Annotated in this window: 17 protein-coding genes; 10 read left to right on the forward strand and 7 right to left on the reverse strand. The window is 40.1% G+C overall.

Translation table 11 applies throughout. The annotated features are described in order from the left end of the window. Positions 1-246: 246 nt before the first annotated feature. The 7 genes from FTU62_RS09625 to FTU62_RS09655 form a co-directional block, all read right to left on the reverse strand. Positions 247-1,650 carry an efflux transporter outer membrane subunit gene (locus FTU62_RS09625; protein WP_180102538.1) on the reverse strand — a complete coding sequence of 468 codons (1,404 nt, stop codon included), beginning with the start codon at positions 1,648-1,650 and terminating at the stop codon, positions 247-249. Positions 1,651-1,660: 10 nt separating this feature from the next. Continuing rightward, positions 1,661-3,640 carry a MacB family efflux pump subunit gene (locus FTU62_RS09630; RefSeq protein WP_180102539.1) on the reverse strand — a complete coding sequence of 660 codons (1,980 nt, stop codon included), beginning with the start codon at positions 3,638-3,640 and terminating at the stop codon, positions 1,661-1,663. Positions 3,641-3,642: 2 nt separating this feature from the next. Beyond that, positions 3,643-4,995, reverse strand: coding sequence for a MacA family efflux pump subunit (locus FTU62_RS09635; RefSeq protein ID WP_180102540.1), 1,353 nt, complete (start codon positions 4,993-4,995; stop codon positions 3,643-3,645). A gap of 136 nt (positions 4,996-5,131) precedes the next feature. Continuing rightward, the gene (holA, locus tag FTU62_RS09640) at positions 5,132-6,115 is read right to left on the reverse strand and encodes a DNA polymerase III subunit delta (RefSeq protein ID WP_180055669.1); all 984 of its coding nucleotides are present in this window, start codon (positions 6,113-6,115) and stop codon (positions 5,132-5,134) included. A 9-nt stretch (positions 6,116-6,124) separates the two neighbouring features. Then, positions 6,125-6,658 (reverse strand): LPS assembly lipoprotein LptE, encoded by a 534-nt coding sequence (gene lptE / locus FTU62_RS09645; protein ID WP_078192675.1) that lies wholly within the window; start codon positions 6,656-6,658, stop codon positions 6,125-6,127. Between the two features lie 206 nt (positions 6,659-6,864). Beyond that, positions 6,865-9,486 carry a leucine--tRNA ligase gene (leuS, locus tag FTU62_RS09650; protein WP_180102541.1) on the reverse strand — a complete coding sequence of 874 codons (2,622 nt, stop codon included), beginning with the start codon at positions 9,484-9,486 and terminating at the stop codon, positions 6,865-6,867. Between the two features lie 127 nt (positions 9,487-9,613). Next, positions 9,614-9,955 (reverse strand): DUF4124 domain-containing protein, encoded by a 342-nt coding sequence (locus FTU62_RS09655; protein WP_257223155.1) that lies wholly within the window; start codon positions 9,953-9,955, stop codon positions 9,614-9,616. A 699-nt stretch (positions 9,956-10,654) separates the two neighbouring features. Here FTU62_RS09655 and FTU62_RS09660 point away from each other — a divergent pair. The 10 genes from FTU62_RS09660 (at position 10,655) to FTU62_RS09705 (ending at position 21,101) form a co-directional block, all read left to right on the forward strand. Continuing rightward, complete coding sequence (locus tag FTU62_RS09660) at positions 10,655-12,382, forward strand: acetolactate synthase 3 large subunit (RefSeq protein WP_180055671.1); 1,728 nt, start codon at positions 10,655-10,657, stop codon at positions 12,380-12,382. Next, a complete protein-coding gene (ilvN, locus tag FTU62_RS09665; RefSeq protein ID WP_078189625.1) occupies positions 12,379-12,870 on the forward strand; it encodes an acetolactate synthase small subunit in 492 nt (163 codons plus the stop codon). The genes FTU62_RS09660 and ilvN overlap by 4 nt, the downstream gene beginning before the upstream one ends. A gap of 109 nt (positions 12,871-12,979) precedes the next feature. Then, the gene (gene ilvC, locus FTU62_RS09670; RefSeq protein WP_078192867.1) at positions 12,980-13,996 is read left to right on the forward strand and encodes a ketol-acid reductoisomerase; all 1,017 of its coding nucleotides are present in this window, start codon (positions 12,980-12,982) and stop codon (positions 13,994-13,996) included. A gap of 439 nt (positions 13,997-14,435) precedes the next feature. Then, positions 14,436-14,687 (forward strand): hypothetical protein, encoded by a 252-nt coding sequence (locus tag FTU62_RS09675; protein ID WP_078192672.1) that lies wholly within the window; start codon positions 14,436-14,438, stop codon positions 14,685-14,687. Further along, positions 14,674-15,267 (forward strand): hypothetical protein, encoded by a 594-nt coding sequence (locus tag FTU62_RS09680; protein ID WP_180102542.1) that lies wholly within the window; start codon positions 14,674-14,676, stop codon positions 15,265-15,267. Before FTU62_RS09675 ends, FTU62_RS09680 begins: the two co-directional genes overlap by 14 nt. Positions 15,268-15,381: 114 nt before the next feature. Further along, positions 15,382-16,206 (forward strand): hypothetical protein, encoded by an 825-nt coding sequence (locus FTU62_RS09685; protein WP_257223157.1) that lies wholly within the window; start codon positions 15,382-15,384, stop codon positions 16,204-16,206. An 834-nt stretch (positions 16,207-17,040) separates the two neighbouring features. Continuing rightward, entirely contained in the window at positions 17,041-17,541 is a 501-nt protein-coding gene (locus FTU62_RS09690; protein ID WP_180084670.1) for a hypothetical protein, read from the forward strand. A 92-nt stretch (positions 17,542-17,633) separates the two neighbouring features. Beyond that, positions 17,634-18,362, forward strand: coding sequence for a molecular chaperone (locus FTU62_RS09695; RefSeq protein ID WP_168378452.1), 729 nt, complete (start codon positions 17,634-17,636; stop codon positions 18,360-18,362). A gap of 5 nt (positions 18,363-18,367) precedes the next feature. Next, entirely contained in the window at positions 18,368-20,677 is a 2,310-nt protein-coding gene (locus FTU62_RS09700) for a fimbria/pilus outer membrane usher protein (protein ID WP_180102544.1), read from the forward strand. A gap of 13 nt (positions 20,678-20,690) precedes the next feature. Further along, positions 20,691-21,101 carry a hypothetical protein gene (locus FTU62_RS09705; protein WP_180007213.1) on the forward strand — a complete coding sequence of 137 codons (411 nt, stop codon included), beginning with the start codon at positions 20,691-20,693 and terminating at the stop codon, positions 21,099-21,101. Positions 21,102-21,148: the final 47 nt, after the last annotated feature.

The following is a 21,148-nucleotide window of genomic DNA, read 5'->3' on the forward strand; positions in this document are numbered from 1 at the left end:
TTTAATAGAAATTATTCTTTTAAAAATGATCATGATGCTCGTGAGGTTGAAGGTGTTAGCTTAAATTCAACTAAATTTGGACTCACTCACTATTTAATATGTATTCTATGCGCTTATATAGGGTTATTGTGTTTTACTTCGTTTATTGAATTTATTATGCAAACACGAGGTCGTGGGTTTGATAATTATTTGAAGTTTTGGAATTTTCTATAATAAAAAGCCCTTTCGGGCTTTTTATTATATTAATCAAGGCAACTGCTGAATCGGACTACCGCCTAATGCCTGCATCAAGGTCACATAAGCATTGTATTGACTCTGCTTGGTTTGAACCAAGGACAAACGTGCATTACGTGTAGTTTCTTGGGCATCTAGCAAGTTTTTCAACGCAATTGCACCATTACGATAACGAACTTCTGTTAAACGCTCAGTCTTTTCTGCAAGCTGTACATTACGCTCTTGTAAAGCAACTTGTTGGCTGAGCTCTGTACGATTCGATAGCGCATTTTCCACGTCGGCAAAAGCCTGATACAAAGTCTGACGATATTGAATAATGGCTTTTTCATAATCCAAATCACTAATAGCAAGGTCTTTCTTCATATCATTATATTGTAAGAAGGGTAGGCTGAGACTTGCGCCCAAAGTCAAAGCAGGGTTTTGCAATAAGTTACTCAAAGAGGTACTACTCGAACCCAAATTACCAGTCAAACTGATTGAGGGATAATAACTGGCTTTAGTTGCATCTTTATTGGCTAAAGCTTTACGTAATCTTAATTCGCTCGCTTGTAAATCTGGACGGCGAGACAACAACTCGGCAGGTAAACCTGCTGCAATCGTCGGTAATGCAATTCGAGGTAAACGCTGCGGCTCTGAAATATTCAGTTGTTGCACAGGTTGATGTAACAACACAGCCAATGCAGTGCGTGTTTCCACTTTTTGTTGGGCAATTTGGCTTAAGGTCGATTTTTGACTTTGGACCGACTGTTCCGCTTGGGTTAGATCTAAACCTGACACAGCACCGGCTTTATATTGCACCTTGACTAAGTCATAGGTTTTTTGCGTACTGGCTAAGTTTTGCTGCACAATACTGTAGCGCTCATTTAAATAGCCAAGTTGCCAATATAGGTTTGCTGTTGTTGCAATCAAGCTTTGGGCAGTGGCTTGCAGGTCTTGTTCAGTCGCTAAAGCTTCCCATTTTGCGGCCTCAGTCTGGCTAGCCAAACGACCAAATAAATCTACTTCATAACTAACGCCACCACTGAGTGATACACCTTTTGATGAGTCATCACCTGAGTTAAGGTCAAAGTTATGTCCAGTTGAAACACTTGAACTCACGCGTGGCCCTTGTTTATTTTCAGCCAAACCTGCTTGTAGTCGAGCTTGCTGTAAATTAATACCTGCAACCGCGAGGTCTGTATTGGCCGCTAAAACTTGATTCACCAACTGGTTCAACTGAGCATCATTAAACAATGTCCACCATTGGTCAGCATACGTATCTGCATGAACTTGCTGACTCATGGCTTTCGCATTTTGAAATTGCGTCGGGAGTTGTGTTGCAGGGGCTTCATACGGCGTCTTAACCACAGCGGCACAGCCGACTAAGCTACTTCCGAGAATGAAGGCACTTGCAAGTTTAGTTAAGGTCATTTGCATCATTATTTCCTTATTCGCGAGAAAGCGCATCGACAGGGTTCAGCTGTGCGGCATTACGTGCAGGAATAAAGCCAAACACAATACCAATCATACTTGAGCAGACAAATGCAGCAACGATAGACGTTGTTGAATAGGCCATTTGGAATGTTCCCCCGGCAAAATGACTAATCAATTGTCCAATACCTAAAGATAATAAAACCCCAAGCACACCGCCTAAGATACACACCAACACCGCCTCAATCAGGAACTGTTGCAGAATGTCACTTTGACGGGCACCCACGGCCATACGTACACCAATTTCTTGAGTACGCTCAGTCACAGAAACCAACATAATGTTCATGACCCCAATACCACCGACGATCAATGAAATCACCGCAATCGCAGACACCAATAAGGTCATTGTTGCAGTGGTTTGTTGAATGGTTTCACGGATACTATCGGAGTTCTGTGTAAAGACATCTTGCGCGCCATGACGTTGCACTAACAAGTTTAATATGGCGTTTTCAGCAGCGGCACTTGGGTATTCATCTTTTACGCGGACAATGATGCTACGTATGTTCGACTGCCCCAGCATACGACTCATAACCGTTGAATACGGCAAATACACATTCAGGCTATCTGAGTTGCCCATCATGCTTTTTTGTTCTTCGATCACGCCAATGATACGGCTCGGCACACTGCCTAATAAAATCACTTGACCCACAGGGTTGGTGCCATCTGCAAAGAAGGTATTTTTAGTATTACTATCAATCACCACATCTTGCGCTTGCTCAGTCACGCTTTCTTTATCAAAAGGCTGACCCGAAGCGAAGTTCATTCCTTTGACATAGAAGAAATCTTCACTCACGCCATTTACTGTGGTTGACGCTTCTGTGTCTTTAAAACGTGCTGTGACAGATGAGTTGACTGATGGACTGACACCGTCAACATAAGGTTGTTCCGCAAGGGCCGTCGCATCGGCTGGAACCAATGTTTTTACTTGCGATGATCTTGAGTTATCACCAAATCCACGACCTTGATACACCGTGATGGTATTGGTACCTAAACTACTGATATTTTCTAAAATCTGCTTTTGCGAACCATTCCCAAGAGCCACAACAGAAACCACAGAAGCGATACCAATAATGATCCCGAGCATGGTTAAAAATGTTCGCATACGGTGAGCATTCATGGCTAAAATCGCCATACGGAAGGCTTCACCTAAACGGTCAACGGCAGAGCGCCAGCTTGAGGTTTTTTTCTGGGTATTTGGAACGAGTTGTTGTTTTTCTAAAGGTTCATCATCTGTTTCAGGTACATTGGGCTGATCTGAAATGATGTTACCATCTGAAATTTCAATAATTCGAGTCGCATTTTTTGCAACATTATGGTCGTGCGTGACCAAAATAATGGTATGACCTTTGGCATTGAGTTCGCGCAAAATCCGCATTACTTCAATACCACTATTCTTATCCAATGCACCGGTCGGTTCATCGGCAAGAATAACATCACCACCATTCATGAGGGCACGCGCAATCGATACACGTTGTTGCTGACCACCCGAGAGTTGGCTCGGACGGTTTTGGGTTTTTTCACCCAGTCCAAGATCGGTTAGTAGTTGCTTGGCACGTGCATTGCGTTCGGTTGCATCTGCACCGGCATAGATCGCGGGAACTTCGACATTACCAGCAGCATTTAAATCACCGAGTAAGTGATAACGCTGGAAAATAAAGCCAAAATATTCACGGCGTAACTGTGCCAGTTCATCAGGTTCAAGTTCACGGGTTTCACGCCCCTTGACCTTGTAACTGCCATTGGTTGGCTTATCAAGGCACCCCAAAATGTTCATGAGAGTTGATTTACCAGAACCGGACTGACCTACAATTGCTACCAGTTCACCTGGGTAAATCTCAAGATTGACCCCTTTTAGAATCTGGACGGTGTTTTCTCCGGCAGGGAATTCACGCGTCAGATTCTTGACCTCGAGTAGAGGTGTTTGATGTTGACTCATGATTACATTCTCATTGGGCCGCCAGCACCACCACGGTTGCTGCGTTTAGCTGAATCATTTGAAGTATCAGAACCGTCGGCAATCACGACTTTGTCACCTTGTTTTAAGCCACGGATCACTTGTGCGGTCACACGGTTATTTAAACCAAGTAATACCGGTTGAGGTTGCGCAGAACCATCCGCTTGCAATACACGTACCATGGCAACGCTCGCTTTACCTTGTTTGACCAATGCTTTTTCAGCTTCAGTCAGTTCTAAACGTTTAGGACGGTTTGGATTGTCTTTGTTCGATCTAGCTTCTGCGTTGGCATTTTTATCAGCAGATTGACCATTTGCAGATGCATTATTACGGCTACGTTGTGGACGGTTCGAGGTTTGAACGGCTGCGGCAGGTACAGTCAAGACATTCTTGGCTTCATCTAAAATGATATACACCTGAGCAGTCATATCGATACGCAATTTACCGTCTTCATTTGGGACATCAAATAACGCGTTGTAGTAAACCGCAGTACTTGAAGACGAAGAGGTGTTATTGTTACTTTCGGTGTTAATTGAGTTTGGCGCAGGCTCAACTTGGCGCAGGGTAGCATAGTGTTTTGTTTCACTGTCGCCCAAGGTTGTAAAATAAACGTTTTGACCTTCTTGGACTTTCATCACATCGGCTTCAGAAATTTCAGCTTTAATGGTCATGGTGTCGAGTTTTGCCAATTTCACAATGGTTGGCGCACTTTGGTTGGCATTTACGGTTTGGCCTTCTTCAGTCACAATCGCCACGATGGTTCCATCCATAGGTGCAACAATTTGTGTATAGCCTAAGTCTTCTTTTGCAGTCGCTAAAGTTAAACGTGATTGTTCGATTTGTGCATTAATGGCTGCAATATCAGCTTGCGCAGTTTTATAACTTGCTAGCGCAGATTCAAGTTCTGCACGACTAGTCGCGTCTTGAGCGTACATTGCTTGTTGACGATTATATTCAGCTTGGACTTTTGCAAGATTTGCTTGTTTAACTGCCAATTGCGCTTGTTGGTTTTTGATGCTGGCTTCTGCAGTTTTTAAATCATTTTCCTGACGTACCGAGTCAATACGGGCAATCAGCTGACCTTGTTTCACTTCATCACCGAGTTGCACATACATCTTTTTCACCTGACCAGAAACCTGTGCACCAACACTCACCATTTTGGTTGCTTCAAGTACACCTGTTGCAAGTACAGAGTTTTCAATGTCACCACGACTCACTTCAGCAGTAATATATTGCGGCTGAGTTTCTTTAGGTTTTAGGAAATGCCATGCAGTGACAGCGATTGCCAAAGCAACGATGATGGCTACGATCAATTTTGCTGGTTTTATTTTTGTCATGATTGGCAGTTAAAAGTTTATAAAGATGATTGAATTATAAGATTTAAATACGGATAAATTGTGAACTTTTTGAACAAACAGTAATGATAATTATTCTTTTATACTGCAATGCAAGTTATTACAGCCTTTTATTAGACTAGAAGAGTCTGCGCCCACACAAGCTGGCAATAGCTTGTTGTACCAAGTGCTCAGGATTTTCATGACCTAAACCTTTTATTGACGCGTCTAAACGAAGTAATAGGGCAGGCCAAGTCAAAAAATCGTTCGCATTTAAACGGCGTAACGCTTGTTGATACAGCCCGACTTTGGTTTTCCAAATACCAATTTGCAAGGCATTTTGTGGCTGCTCAAACAGTTGCATCAGCAAACGCATTTCCTTACTGATACTCCATAAAATCAGCGACATCGGCTCGCCTGAAGCGATTAAGTATTGAAAGATTTTTATCGACTGTGCCAAATTGCCTTGCAGCATGGCATCATTTAAATCGTAAGTGGTATAGCGTGACTGATCTTGTAAGCAAGAGTACAGATGATCAATCTGAATCATTTCAGCTTCAGGAAAAGTATCTGCGACACGCATTAAACTATTTTTTGCAGCCAGTAAGTTGTGCTCATGATGCTGTTCTAGCCATTGCCAAGCATCATTGGCGAGTTTAATGCCGAGCTTTTGTGCTTCAACGGCCAAAATTTGCTGACGATCTTTAGGGTAGTTTGCAGTCAGTGCAACATTGACTCCATTGGCATCAATGGTTTGGAAAAAACTGGTCTTTAAACTCGCACTGTCTTGCTTCGGCATGACCACGAGCAGCAAGTTACTTTCATTTTGCTGCAAATAGCTTTTTAACAGTTTTAGTCCATTGGCATCGGGTTTAATGCTGCCATGTGCCTCAATTGCCAGTTGACTGGAAAATAATGACAAGCTATTTAAAGCATTAAAGACATTTTTCCAATCAGCAGCAGAGCTAATGTCATACCGTTGACGCTCGACTTCTCGAGTGTTCCAACTCTTACGAAATGCATCAAGGAGATTTTGTTCAAGTAATGGCTCTTGACCATGTAGCACCCAGGCACCTTGCGCTTCATCTACACGTTTTAATGCCTGAAGATAGTCAAGTTTCATAAATCAAAATTACTCAGCTTTGGTCGGTGCAGTTAGTGGGTTTGCTTTCGGTAAGCGGTTTGATGAAATTTGGCGCACGATCTGTTGTGCAATGTCATCAATAATCACTTGTTTTAAATATTTTTCTTCTTGGTCATCGGTGTTCACGGTTGCAACGTCGTATTGGTAGCTACGTGTTGCCATCAATGTACGGGGTTCAGTTACAGGATTGCCTTGAGCATCTTCAATTTGGAATGTCACATTCAAACGCAATAAAGTTTCAACCAATTTACCATTGAGTTCTAAACGTCGCGGAGTGTAATCCAACACATGTAAGACATAGGCATTTTGATTATTGCTCAATTGCACGCCTGCAGAACCTAAATAAATCGCTAACTTTTCATGTAAGTCATCCGTATCTTCAGGAAGTGCCAATCGCATATTGGAATAGGCTACAGGTACAGCAGCAGGGTTGGTGCCTTTTAAATGAAAACCACAACCGACCATGCCTGCGCTCAGGCCCATAGTTAATACAATTGCAGCAACACGTTGAACCAAGTGCATAAAGTGTCCTCTGTTTCCCGAAGGGATAATGTAGAAATCCTGTGTGGATTGTAAAGTCAAAGCCCGTTGACTGGCAACGGGCTTTGTTTGGGAATTGTGAAATCCTTATATTCCCTCTCCTGTTAGGAGAGGGTTAGGGAGAGGTGAGTTTTATTAATTACCCTCATCCCAACCTTCTCCCAAAGGGAGAAGGAGTTGTAAGGTTATTAAACCACCAAATTCACTAATTTATTCGGCACCACAATTTCTTTCTTGGTTGGACCAGTCAAGAATTGTTGAACTTCAGGTAATGCTTTTGCTTGCGCCAAAATGTCATCTTTAGAGGCATCGACAGACACTTCTAATTTGCCACGAAGTTTACCGTTCACTTGCACTACAATCGTTTGTGTATTGCGAGTCAGCGCAGATTCATCTACCGCAGGGAAGCGTGCTGATGTTAATTCGATACCAAACTCAGCCAATAAGGTTTGGCTTAAATGTGGTGCAAACGGAGCAAGTAAAGTTAGAAGGGTAATGATTGATTCACGTACAACGGCAACGTCATTGTCATCTTTGGCTTCAAACTTATTGTTTGCATTCAAAAGTTCCATCATCGCAGCAATCGCGGTGTTGAAGGCGTGACGACGTGCAATGTCATCACCCACTTTTTGAATGGTTTCGTGTGTTTTACGACGTAAGTCTTGTGCAGCGGTAGAAAGTGTCGCTTTGTCGATGTTTACAGCAGAGTTGCCTTGTTCAAGGAAACCTGTTGCTAGGCGCCATACACGTTTTAAGAAACGGTTTGCACCTTCAACACCAGCGTCAGACCATTCAAGTGATTGATCTGGTGGAGCTGCGAACATCATGAATACACGTGCAGTATCTGCACCGTATTGGTCAATAATCGCTTGCGGGTCGATACCGTTATTTTTTGATTTCGACATTTTTTCTTGACCGCCAACCACGACGTCTTGACCATCACCTTGATATTTCGCAGAAATGATACGACCTTTTTCGTCTTTTTCAAGTTCGATGTCGGCAGGGTTAAACCATGTTTTCTTACCTGACTCTGATTCACGGTAGTAAGTATCCGCAAGCACCATACCTTGAGTAAGCAAGTTGGTGAATGGTTCGTTGCCTTGTACCACACCTTCATCACGCATCAATTTGTGGAAGAAGCGTGCATAGAGTAAGTGCAGAATCGCATGTTCAACACCACCGATGTATTGGTTCACAGGAAGCCAAGTTTGACCCGCTTCAGGTTTCACCATACCGTCAGTGAAATCTGGAGATGCATAGCGTGCATAGTACCAAGATGATTCTACAAAGGTATCCAAAGTATCTGTTTCACGACGAGCATCGCCACCACAGCATGGGCAAGTGGTTTCATAGAACTCAGGCATTTTGTTGAGTGGATTGCCTGAACCATCCGGCACCACGTCCGTTGGCAATACAACTGGAAGCTGTTCTTCAGGTACTGGAACCTGACCACATTTTTCACAGTTGATCATAGGAATTGGACAACCCCAATAACGCTGACGAGAAACACCCCAGTCACGTAAACGGAATTGAACTTTCGAGTTGGCAAGTCCAGTCGGTTCTAATTTTGCAAGGAATGCATCGTACGCCCCTTGTAAGTCTAAACCGTCAAATTCGCCTGAATTCACCAGTTTGCCTTCTTTAGAACCGTACCATTCTTGCCAAGTTGTTGCGTCAAAGTCTGCATCGTCTGCACCTTTGGCATCAATCACTTGCTTAATTTTTAAGCCATATTTATTCGCAAACTCGAAGTCACGTTCATCGTGTGAAGGCACTGCCATCACCGCACCTGAGCCGTAAGACATTAATACGTAGTTTGCGATCCAAACAGGAATTTGTTCGCCAGTAACAGGGTGTTTAACAAATAAACCTGTTGCCATACCTTTCTTTTCAGCAGTCGCAAGATCAGCTTCTGCAACAGAACCCATACGGCACTCTTCGATAAATGCAGCAAGCTCAGGATTGTTTTCCGCAGCTTTAAGTGCCATCGGATGTTCTGCTGCAACCGCAACATAAGTCACACCCATTAAGGTGTCAGCACGAGTGGTAAATACAGTTAAACCATCTGCATAAACGTCTGGATTCGCTGAAGGGAAGGTAATTTCCATACCCTGTGAGCGACCAATCCAGTTACGTTGCATGGTTAAAACTTGCTGTGGCCAGCCGTCTTTTAATGTTTCTAAATCGTCAAGTAATTCTTGCGCATAGTCAGTGATGCGGAAGTAGTACATTGGAATATCACGTTTTTCGACCAATGCACCAGAACGCCAGCCACGACCATTTTCAACTTGTTCGTTTGCTAAAACAGTTTGGTCTACTGGGTCCCAGTTCACTGTTGAAAGCTTACGGTAAATTAAACCTTTTTTATAAAGCTGTACGAATAACCATTGTTCCCAGCGGTAATATTCAGGTGTGCAAGTTGCAAATTCACGATCCCAATCTATAGAAAGACCTAACTTTTTAAGCTGATTACGCATGTAATCAATGTTTTCAAAAGTCCATTTCGCAGGAGCGACTTGATGTGCAATTGCCGCGTTTTCAGCAGGCAAACCGAAAGCATCCCAACCCATGGGCTGTAGTACAGTTTCACCTTGTAAACGGTGGAAACGGCTGATCACATCACCAATGGTGTAGTTACGCACATGACCCATATGCAGTTTGCCACTTGGATAAGGGAACATAGAGAGGATATAACGACGTGGTCCTTCTACTTGGTCGGCAACTTTAAAGGCTTTGCGATTTTCCCAGTCTTGTTGGACTGTAGGTTCAATCGCACTGGCTTGATATTCAGGGTCAATGTGAGTAGTCATAAACGTAAATAGAAATAACGGTTAAAAAGTTTGTGCTACAGCATAGCGCAAAATACGCCTAGAGTGAATTTTGCGATGCTGTGTAGATGTAAATAATTTAAGTCAAAATTGAAGGCTTTGGCGTAAATTATTGTGGTGCGGAGGCTACGGCTTGACCTTGGCGGAGCGCTGCATTGGCTTCGCGTTGTTGTTCGGCTTGTTGCTCATTTTGTTCATTCGACTGTTCGGCTTCACGTGAAACTTCTTCTTGGTTTTTTGTTGGAGCAGATTGCGTAGTTGTTGTTGCACCATAGGTATTCACTTTACCTTTACGCTGCGCATTTTTTGGCGGTGGCGTGGTGGTGTAATGCGTTGAACCTTTAGCGTCCACCCACTTGTAATATTCTTTCGCTGAAAGGTCCAAACTGGTTAGGCAAAATGCCATGGTAGATAAAATACAGGCAGTGCGAGCAATCGTCGTCTTCATCATAAATTCAGTCCCAAAGTTAGAGTGATCATGCAAAATTATGCTGAAAATTTTGCGCTTTTTTGACAGCAGAATCTATGCATTTTTTAGCACAAAGGATAAAAGGGGCATCGTGTGGGATGAATAACTTTGTGAATGATGAATTGTGGAATTAATAAGCAATCAAAATATTGTGTTTTTATCATTTAATCCATGCCTTAAGTTGAAAGTGAGGCAATTGAATTAAAAACCCACAGCAATTCATTTAATTTATTTATTAGATTTATAAAAGTATTTTATTAAATACATGCTAACTGGTTATAAATAAACAAACTACAAAGAATGCAAAGAACGGGAGTGTGCTTAAAAAACAAACGGTCTGTAAGTAATCAGAAAAAAGCCCATTTTTAAACTTGACTTTAATGGTTGAAACTACAAAAATGCTGTCTTTAGTTTTATATGCCTTAGATCGATCACCCTTCGAATGAGTGCATTTTAGCAATGGACTTCTTCTCTAGCCGAGAGGTTGAACAAAGCCAACAAAATATGTTTATCCCAACATGTTTTAGACCCCATATTGCTTAAACAGCAAGCAGGTCAGATTTTTTTCTTATTGCTATGAAAACTATGAAATTTGTGTGCTATAACAGAGCACACAGTTAATGAATTAACCACGACAAATGCCCTCCATTTGTGCGTGAAAAAAGATTAGGGTGAATCACGTTGGAACTTTTATCTGGTGGTGAAATGCTTGTTCGCGCTTTAGCGGACGAAGGCGTTGAACATGTTTTTGGATACCCAGGCGGCGCAGTACTGCATATTTATGATGCGCTATTTCAACAAGAAAAAATCAATCATTACCTAGTGCGCCACGAGCAAGCTGCTGGTCATATGGCTGATGCTTACTCACGTGTCACAGGTAAAACAGGTGTCGTATTGGTGACATCTGGTCCTGGTGCAACAAATACCGTAACTCCAATTGCAACTGCCTATATGGACTCAATCCCAATGGTGATTTTGTCAGGTCAGGTTGCAAGCCATCTTATCGGTGAGGATGCGTTCCAAGAAACGGATATGGTCGGTATTTCGCGCCCAATCGTAAAACACAGCTTCCAAGTACGTCATGCAAGCGAAATCCCTTCGATTATTAAGAAGGCATTTTATATCGCTTCAAGTGGCCGTCCCGGTCCTGTTGTTGTTGATATTCCAAAGGATGCGACGAATCCTGCAGAGAAATTTGCTTACGAATATCCTGAAAAAGTGAAAATGCGTTCGTATCAACCGCCGCATCGTGGTCACTCTGGTCAAATTCGTAAAGCAATTGATGAATTGATTCATGCTAAACGCCCAATTATTTATTCAGGCGGTGGCGTGGTTCAAGGCAACGCTTCTGCACAGTTGACAGAGCTTGCTCATTTGCTTGGTTACCCAGTAACAAATACTTTGATGGGCTTAGGTGCATTCCCGGGGAATGATCCACAGTTCATTGGTATGCTCGGTATGCATGGTACATATGAAGCAAACATGACGATGCACAATGCAGATGTGATTTTGTGTGTAGGTGCACGTTTCGATGACCGTGTAACCAACAATCCTGCAAAATTCTGTCCGAATGCAAAAGTCATTCATATTGATATCGACCCAGCGACGATTTCAAAAACAATTATGGCGCACATCCCAATTGTGGGTGCAGTAGAGCCTGTATTGACTGAAATGTTGGCGCAATTAAAACAATTGAATGTGTCTAAACCAAATCCTGAAGATATCGGGGCTTGGTGGAAACAAATCAATGAATGGCGCCAAGTTCATGGTTTGAACTATGACAAACCAACTGATGGTTCGATGAAGCCACAGCAAGTTGTTGAAGCGTTGGATAAAATTACCAATAGTCAAGCCATCATTACTTCAGACGTTGGTCAACACCAAATGTTTGGTGCGCTTTACTACAAATACACACGTCCACGTCAATGGATCAACTCAGGTGGTCTAGGAACCATGGGTGTAGGTTTGCCATATGCTATGGCAGCTAAACTTGCCTTCCCAGATCAACAAGTAGTGTGTATTACTGGCGAAGCATCGATTCAGATGTGTATCCAAGAACTATCTACATGTAAGCAATATGGCTTGAATGTAAAAATTCTATGCTTGAATAACCGTGCATTAGGTATGGTTAAGCAATGGCAAGACATGAACTACGAAGGTCGTCACTCAAGCTCGTATGTTGAGTCACTTCCAGACTTCCCTAAATTAATGGAGGCGTATGGTCATGTAGGTATTCAAATTGACCATGCAGATGAACTCGAGTCGAAGCTTGCTGAAGCGATGGCGATCAATGACAAGTGCGTGTTTATTAACGTGATGGTTGACCGTTCAGAGCATGTATATCCAATGTTGGTTGCTGGCCAGTCAATGAAAGATATGTGGTTAGGCAAAGGAGAGCGCACACAATGAGACATATTATCTCTGTACTTGTAGAAAACGAAGCAGGTGCGCTTTCACGTTTGGTAGGTTTATTCTCTCAGCGTGGTTATAACATTGAGACATTAAACGTAGCGCCAACAGAAGATCCGACGCTTTCGCGTTTGACTTTAACCACGTATGGCGATGAGCATAAAATTGAACAAATCACCAAACAACTCAACAAGCTTGTCGAAGTTGTTAAAGTTGTTGATTTGTCTGAAGGTGCTCATATTGAACGTGAATTGATGTTAATTAAAGTCAAAGCACTTGGTTCAGCGCGCGCAGAAATTAAACGTACTGCGGATATTTTCCGTGGACAAATCGTAGACGTAACACCAACAACATATACCATTCAAATCGCAGGTACAACTGAAAAGATAGATGGTTTTATTGATGCCTTAGCTGAAAATACAATTCTAGAAGTTGTACGTTCAGGTGTTTCAGGTATCGCACGTGGCGAAAAAGTTTTAACTATCTAATTTTATATTTTCACCTCACTCCTATGGGTGAGGTACTTGAAACGTGAATAATCAAACAGAATCACGTTATCAAGTTAAAGGAAACAAAAGCATTTTAGCGGAGACAGCAATGCAAATTTTTTACGATAAAGACACAGACTTATCTATCATCCAAGGCAAAAAAGTAGCAATCATTGGTTATGGTTCACAAGGCCATGCTCATGCGCTTAACCTTAAGGATTCAGGCGTTGATGTAACTGTAGGTCTACGTGCTGGTTCTACTTCTTGGAAAAAAGCTGAAAATGCTGGTCTTAAAGTTTCAGAAGTTCCTGCTGCTGTAGCTCAAGCTGACTTAGTTATGATTTTGACTCCAGATGAGTTCCAATCACAACTTTACCGTGACGTAATTGAGCCAAACATCAAGCAAGGTGCAACGCTAGCATTTGCTCATGGTTTCTCTGTTCTTTATAACCAAGTTGTTCCACGTGCTGACCTTGACGTAATCATGGTTGCTCCAAAAGCGCCTGGTCATACTGTACGTTCAGAATTCCAACGTGGTTCAGGTGTACCTGATCTTATCGCTGTTCACCAAGATGCTTCTGGTAATGCACGTAACGTTGCGCTTTCTTACGCTTCAGGTGTTGGTGGTGGCCGTACTGGTATTATCGAAACTTCATTCCGTGAAGAAACTGAAACTGACCTTTTCGGTGAGCAAGCAGTTCTTTGTGGTGGTGCTGTTGAATTGGTTAAAATGGGCTTCGAAACTTTGGTTGAAGCTGGTTATGCACCAGAAATGGCTTACTTCGAATGTCTACACGAACTTAAATTGATCGTTGACTTAATGTTCGAAGGCGGTATCGCGGACATGAACTACTCAGTATCAAACAATGCTGAATATGGTGAATACGTAACTGGCGTTGAAGTGATTAACGAACAGTCTCGTGAAGCGATGCGTAATGCGCTTAAACGTATTCAATCTGGTGAATACGCGAAGATGTTCATCCAAGAAGGTGCGTTGAACTATCCTTCTATGACTGCTCGTCGTCGTCAAAACGCGGCGCATGGTATCGAAGTAACTGGTAACAAGTTACGTGCGATGATGCCTTGGATCCAAGCGAACAAAATCGTTGATAAAGAGAAAAACTAATTTCTTGAATCAATTGATTTGAATATGAAGACCCACTCATTTTGAGTGGGTTTTTTAATATCTAAAGTTACGTGCCTTAAAAATAGAAAAGAATACTTTTCTATTTTTGCGTACCTTGGATCCAAGCGAACAAAATCGTTGATAAAGAGAAAAACTAATTTCTTGAATCAATTGATTTGAATACGAAGACCCACTCATTTTGAGTGGGTTTTTTAATATTTAAAGTTACTTGCCTTAAAAATAGAAAAGTAGTGCTCTCATTCCTTACGCGTCACTCAAAACAGTGTGCTGCCTCGTTGTACTTCGTACAAAACAATGTTTTGTACTCGTTCATACTTTGGATCCAAGCGAACAAAATCGTAAGCAAAGAAAAGAATTTATTTAATTATCTTTTGAGTTTTATGCTACAAGGAACCCAATATTAGCGTGGGTTAGAATAATGATTTTATATAAATATGTGAGTTTTGAAGCTGCTTTAACGATTTTGAAAACAAAATCTCTAGGTTTTTCACATTTAGAAGATTTTAACGACCCATTTGAATGCACTGGTTTTGGTTTTTATGATTTGGATGTACCGACATCCGTAGCAATAGGGGCATTCCGTAATCAGTTTTCTAGAAAGTATGTGATTTTAAGTTTGACTAGAACCGCTTTAAATCCACTCATCTGGCCACATTATGGGGATAGTTAAAAAAGGTGTCGTGATCGGAATAGACACATGCAAAGCAGGCCTTGAAGATGGTGATCAATTTATTATTCCTTCAACAAAAGGGGAGTTGAGATATTTAAAAACAGCGCCGAAGCAGGCCAATGTGGCAAGTGTTGAAAAATTAATGTCGGTAGGAAATTCAAATATTTTAAATTGGGATAATGAAGAAGTTTTAATAAAGCATGGTTTGCTTTATAAAATGCAGGAATGGGCATACAAAGAGGAAGTACGTATTGTAAAAAATATTAGCGATGCTCAATTCGGGTATCACTTTTCTACAAAAATACATGCATATATCAATGACCAACTTTGGCAAAGAGTCCAATTGCAAACGCGTCCAATTTATACGTTAAAATTGCCTGAAGAAGCCTTTGTTGAAGTATATGTTGGGAAAAATGCATATATTGATCTTAGAAGAAAGCAAGAGCTTGTGAAGCTAGTAATTGATCATAAGGTAGATCAGTTTGAATTGCTGAAAGATCTATGTATTCAATTTAATATTGGTTTGAAATGTATTTCATTAGATTTGGAAACTTGGGCTTTCAAAGCGACTCCAATTTAATCTGATGATTTGAGTTGTAGGTGGTTTCAAAACTCCTATATTTGTGTCATCTGTGTTGAATTTAGGTTGTGATAGAGTAGGCATTATTCATGCTGTATGGAGTGTGTAATTGCAATGAAAATATCAAAAATCTCTCTTTTACTCGCTCTTTGTCTACCAGTGGTGAGTTTTGCACAAGAGGCAGATATAACACTGCCTGAGTTAAAGCCTTTACCTGATGTTCGGATATCCATGCAGCGGATGCTTCGCTCGACTGAAGGACGCTATTTCTTAGATTTGTATGCTGGTATATGGAATCCGCACGGGACTTTGACTGATCTGCAAGAGCCCAAACAAATTAACTTTAAAGGGACTCAAAAAGCTGATTTTATAGATCTGAATTCAGTCAATGTTGGGACTGAACAAAGTGCGGCAACTGCTTATCGATTGGCAGGAGCCTTGAATGCAAATACAGGCTCGTTTAAAGCTGAACTGATGGAAAAAACGGCATCACCATCTACAAGTTATCTACAGTTTGAACCTGCGTTTAAAGCAGTAGATAAACCTATCCTGTTGTTTAAGTTCTATGGAGTGCAATCCGCAGATCAGCCTTATGGCAAATCTCTAAAGCGCGTAGATGTAATAAATAAGTCAAATGGCGAGGTACTACAGTCATTACAAGGCTTTAATGCCTTTGGGAATAGTATGGGATTCTTAGATGTAAACTTTGATGGATACTATGATGTTGTACTCTCAGACACTTCTGATGGTCGAAAAATAGAAGATAAGCGATTTATTTATTGGATGTACAATCCTAAAACGAAGAATTTTCAACGCTCACCGCAATTGGAGAAAATTGCTGGCTTCCCAAAATTAAAAGGAGAGCTGCAGCAGATCGACTTTGGATCAGGTCAAATCTTTCGAGTCGATCAAGGATTGCTTTATCCAGTCAGTGAGTAAGTTAAATTTTTTAAAAAGCCCCATAACTTGGGGCTTTTTTATTTATAGAATTTTCTAAAGAAGAATTCAGGCAGTTTTAAAAGAGGTAGTCCGTATTTTGAATAAAAAAGCAAAGTAAAATGAGTGTTGAAAGAGAGGCGGTGAATTTATATATATGTGATAAATCACGTAATAAATGAGATTCTAAAAATTTGAAAAACAAAAACTGAAATTTAAAGAAAGAAAATATGTTTTACAAAAGCTAAACATTGGAAACTAAGACGTGTTTCAGAACCTGTAATTTAATACAAAGGCTCAGTATTTGGTGACGTAATTCTTGTATTGCGTTTCAAAGGACATACCTGAAAGTAGTGATTATATATTTAAGATTCTATTTAAAATTTAAATTTAATCGGTCTTTACTATTAATATGGTTGAATATTCATGTAATATTGTTTTGTTTGAAAATTATTTTGAACTATTTCACAAATATTTGGTGAAATATGTAACAGCCTATATTATTTTTAATGTTACTAAATTTAATAAAAACAATAAGATATAATATACCAAAAAATAGGGATATGAAAAAAATCCCCAAAATTTGGGATAAAGAGGAAAATTAAATAAAAACATAAAAATTAAAAATATTTAATATATTACAAACACATAATTTAAATATTTGTAAAAAATAATATTACATGAATATTCGTGTGAAAATTCCATATTGGGTTCTTTTTTTCTCCACATGATTAAGAATGAATCAGCACCTAGGGAAAGTAAGATTAATTAGTTTTTCTTAATAAATATCCTTTGATGCACATACTAATAAATCTCATATGAGAATGGAGAAGTGAAATGTCTACATCTAAAATTTTAACCGCAGTACTATCTGCAACATTGTTCGTAGCACTTCCAGCAACATCTGCAATCGCTGGTGGTAAAAAAGAATCTAAACAATGTGGCGGTGCGCCGTGTGAAGGCGAAATCGACATCGAGTTACAGATTCTGAAAGCATGTGAGCTTTTGGTAGGTAAAGACATCAAACTCGTTGAAGACAGTTATACGGGTGCTAGTGGCTTTACAGTTACAACGAACACTCCATATACATTAAATCTATCTACGCTAAACGCGGGTTCAAGTGCAGATACTTTTGTAAAACATGAAACCACTAGTGATAAAGTATTTACAAAAATCACGACTTCAAAAGGTGGTGTGAATTATCCAATCGGTTCTACACCTGTAGCTGGTATGAGCGTTGATAACTTTGCTGTATCTGTAGCTCCAAAAAATACAATTTCAGGTACTCAACGTGCTGGTACATACAAAGATACTTTATATATTAAAGTAGCTTACTAATCCAAATTTCGGGAGTTGATTCTACACAGTTAGGGTCAACTTCTTTTTATTTTTGAATTGATAATAATATTTAAATGTACTGGGGTGGGTATATGAAAAGTTTATTCAAAGTCGTTTCATTTAGTTTAATGACTTGCTTATTGAGTCCTCAAATATTTGCAGGTATTTCAATTAGCCCTGTGCAGTTATATTTAACCGATAAATCTAAACAACGCAGTGCGACATTTACTTTGGAATCGAAAGGGGATGATGAGACACCACGTATTTTTGAAGCTCAAGCATTTAAATGGACTCAAAATGCCGCAGGGGAAGATGTTCTTTCACCTGAATCCAATATTATTATCAATCCGAAAAACTTTATTTTAAAACCAAATTCAAAACAAATGGTTCGTGTGGGTTTTACTCAATCTGTAGAAAGTATGAATCTACAACAAGAAGAAGCATGGCGTATTCTTTATACTGAGCTACCACAAGTGACGAACTCTGAATCGAAAATTGCACTGTTATTAAGTATTAATGTGCCATTTTTTGTCGGCAAACAAGAACCCGCTTATTTGAAATTTATTGCCAAAAAAACGAATGGTCGCACCATTATTCAGGTTGAAAATTTAGCAAAATCACACATTCAAATCCAAAAACTTTATGTCATCGATAAAAGCAAGAAAACAGTCGCTGAATCTTCCGATATGAAATATTTATTGGCATTAGGTAAAAACCAATACGACATCGGGAATGTTTCTTTACAAGGCGCTAGTAATTATAAAGTCGTTGTGGAAACAGATAAAGGTGACACTCCTTTGGAGTTTAATTTAGTTGAGTAGTGGCTATGAATAGAATTACATTGCTTCTATATTGTATTTTATGTGCTAATTCTGCTCATGCAGAAGCCGTTGATATGCCTGATGATTTGTTTCCAACCAGTATTTGGGTAAACGAAGTAGACCGCAAGAGCGAAGTATTATTACTGACTGAAAATAACAAGTTTTATATAGAGTGTGCAGATCTTGATAAGCTGCAAATCAAAGTAGAAATTCTGAAACGACATGCAACTAAAAATTCATTTTGTTTGGTAACGGATCAAGATATTCAGTCTGGATTTGATCCTCAATTGCAAGCCATCAAAATTAATCTTCCATCAAAATATTTCTTTGGGCTAGAAACGGATGCCTTAATCAGTCAGCCGATGCCTGCAAATTTTGGTGCATTTCTCAATTATGAAATGCACTTTGAAAATAACACTCAACATAATAATTTTGGTGTACTGCCTGAACTTGGGGTGTTTAAAGACAATTGGATTTTAAGAAATAATGCCTTTTATCGAAATAATAAAGGGGATGATTATCGTGAAGAAAAATTTGTAAGGTTAAATAGTAGTCTTGAGTTTGATTTCTCCAAAAGTGCGACCAAGCTGATTATTGGTGATACGACCTCTGCCTATAGCGCATTAATTCATGGTGTGCGATTTGGTGGTTTGAGTTTTGGTACAGACTATACGTCACGTCCAGATTTTGTGTATTGGAATATTCCAAGTCTAAAAGGTAGTGCAGTTTTACCTTCGACTGTTGATTTATATATTGATGGCGTAAATATTTATCAGAAAAAGATTTCACCTGGAGATTATAACTTACAAACAGGTGCCAATATTGAAAGTGCAGGTACAGCGCAAATGGTTGTACAAGATGTCTTGGGGAATACCACTGTTCGAAGCTTCCCGGTGTTAATTAGTAGTAAATTGCTCAAAGAAGACTTAAATGATTACAACATTTCATTAGGGAAACTACGCTTCAGTTATGACGAAGAAAATAGTGATTATCGCGATTTTTTCAGTTCAGCCTATTGGCGTAGAGGTGTCACCAGTCGTACCACGTTGGGTGCAAGTGCTACCTATAGTGACAAAGTAAAAAATGCAGGACTGCTATGGACGCAAGCGGTCAATCGATGGTTTGTTTTAGACAGTATTTTTTTAGGCAGTAAAACCGATAATGACGATGGCTATTCTGCAGGTTTGGCTATTAGTCGTAATTTCGGGAAACTCAATTTTGGTGTGAGTTCACGCTACGCTACAAATGATTATCGGGCGTTAGGTTATGAAGATAATCATATTTTTCCAAAATTTGAAAATATGGCGTATTTGAGTTTTGCTAATTTCCCATTCTTTCAAAATTTAAACCTGAACTATATCGAACAAACCCAGTATGAATCTAATGATCCTTTATTTGAATTAGAGGATCGCAAAATGCTCACAGTGGGTGTGAGTCGCGAAATCACACAGAATTTAATGTATACCGCCAATTATTTTAAAGAATTTGGTGATAGCGATGACTCAGGTGCCTTTATTACATTTTCTTATAATTTTGGTGGTGGTAAACGTATTCAGGCTGATGCAGGTACCAATAAATCCGGCGGTGTACGTTTCATCCAAAATGCATTTGGTGAATATGGTGCAAATTATGCGCTCGGTGTGGATTATCGTAATGATGAAACGGTATTGAATGCGTATGGTGGTTTGTCCACTAATGTTGGTGATTTAACCTTGAGTCATCTCTATAGTGAAAATGATTCAACAACACAGGTTGGCTACCGTGGCGCTATGGTGTGGTTGGGTGGTCAATACGCATTGACCAGTTTTGTCGATAATGCTTTTGCTTTAGTGAATGTTGGTGGTCGTGAAGATATTGATGTCATGCGATCAATGTCTCCAGTCGCGAAAACCAATAAAAAAGGCTATGCCTTTGTACACGATATCGTTCCTTATATTAATTACGATATTTCATTCGATGAAAACCAATTGCCGATCGAAAGCAAAGTTCCGAATGCTGCACATCGTTTAGTTGCGTTAAGACAGCGTGGTTATAACATTAATTTTTCAGTATTTGATACACAACAAATATTGGTCAAAATATTGGATGAACAAGGTCATCAATTTGTGGCAGGAAGTGAAGTTGCAATTGATACCCCAGAAGCTGATGTTTATCCAGTGGGTTCAGATGGCACGGTAATGTTATATGGTTTGGTTGAAGGCTACTACAAGTTGACGGTGAGGACCAGTGGTGGTCGATCTTGCCAAACAGCATTAACAGTGCCGAAAAAGGTAGAAAACCAAACTCCTGAATTAATTACATTGCAGTGTAAATAAAGGAGTATTTCCAATGAAAAGCATTTTACTCATCTCAGCAGCGTTATTTAGTTCAATGACATTTGCAGCACCGAGTCGTTGTGAAATGGGACGAATCAGTGAAACCAATATGCGCTTGGCGAATTACTATAATAGTCAAGCGGCAAGTTCATTTAGTGTCGATTGTTCCGGTAAATACCGCATACGCTTTAATAGCCGTAATTTGCAGGATACTTCGGGCAGTAGTTTTGTAACGAATGGCCCGATTAAGCTCAAAACACGAATGACTGTTTCAGGTGCGATGGAAAATTTGTGGAATGTTTCTACTGAGCAAGGCGCTGGCAAAAATAACTATGTGATTGCTGTGCGTTTGGTAGAGCGAGTGAATGCAACGACACCTGCAGGAATCTACCGCGATACAGTCTTTGTAAATATGGTGTTTTGAGTTGCTTAGCGACAAAATTTATTTCAAGCCCAAGGTGATTATATGCA

Origin of the sequence: Acinetobacter sp. YH12126, assembly GCF_013418745.1 — a bacterium.
Taxonomy (GTDB): Bacteria; Pseudomonadota; Gammaproteobacteria; order Pseudomonadales; family Moraxellaceae; genus Acinetobacter; species Acinetobacter amyesii.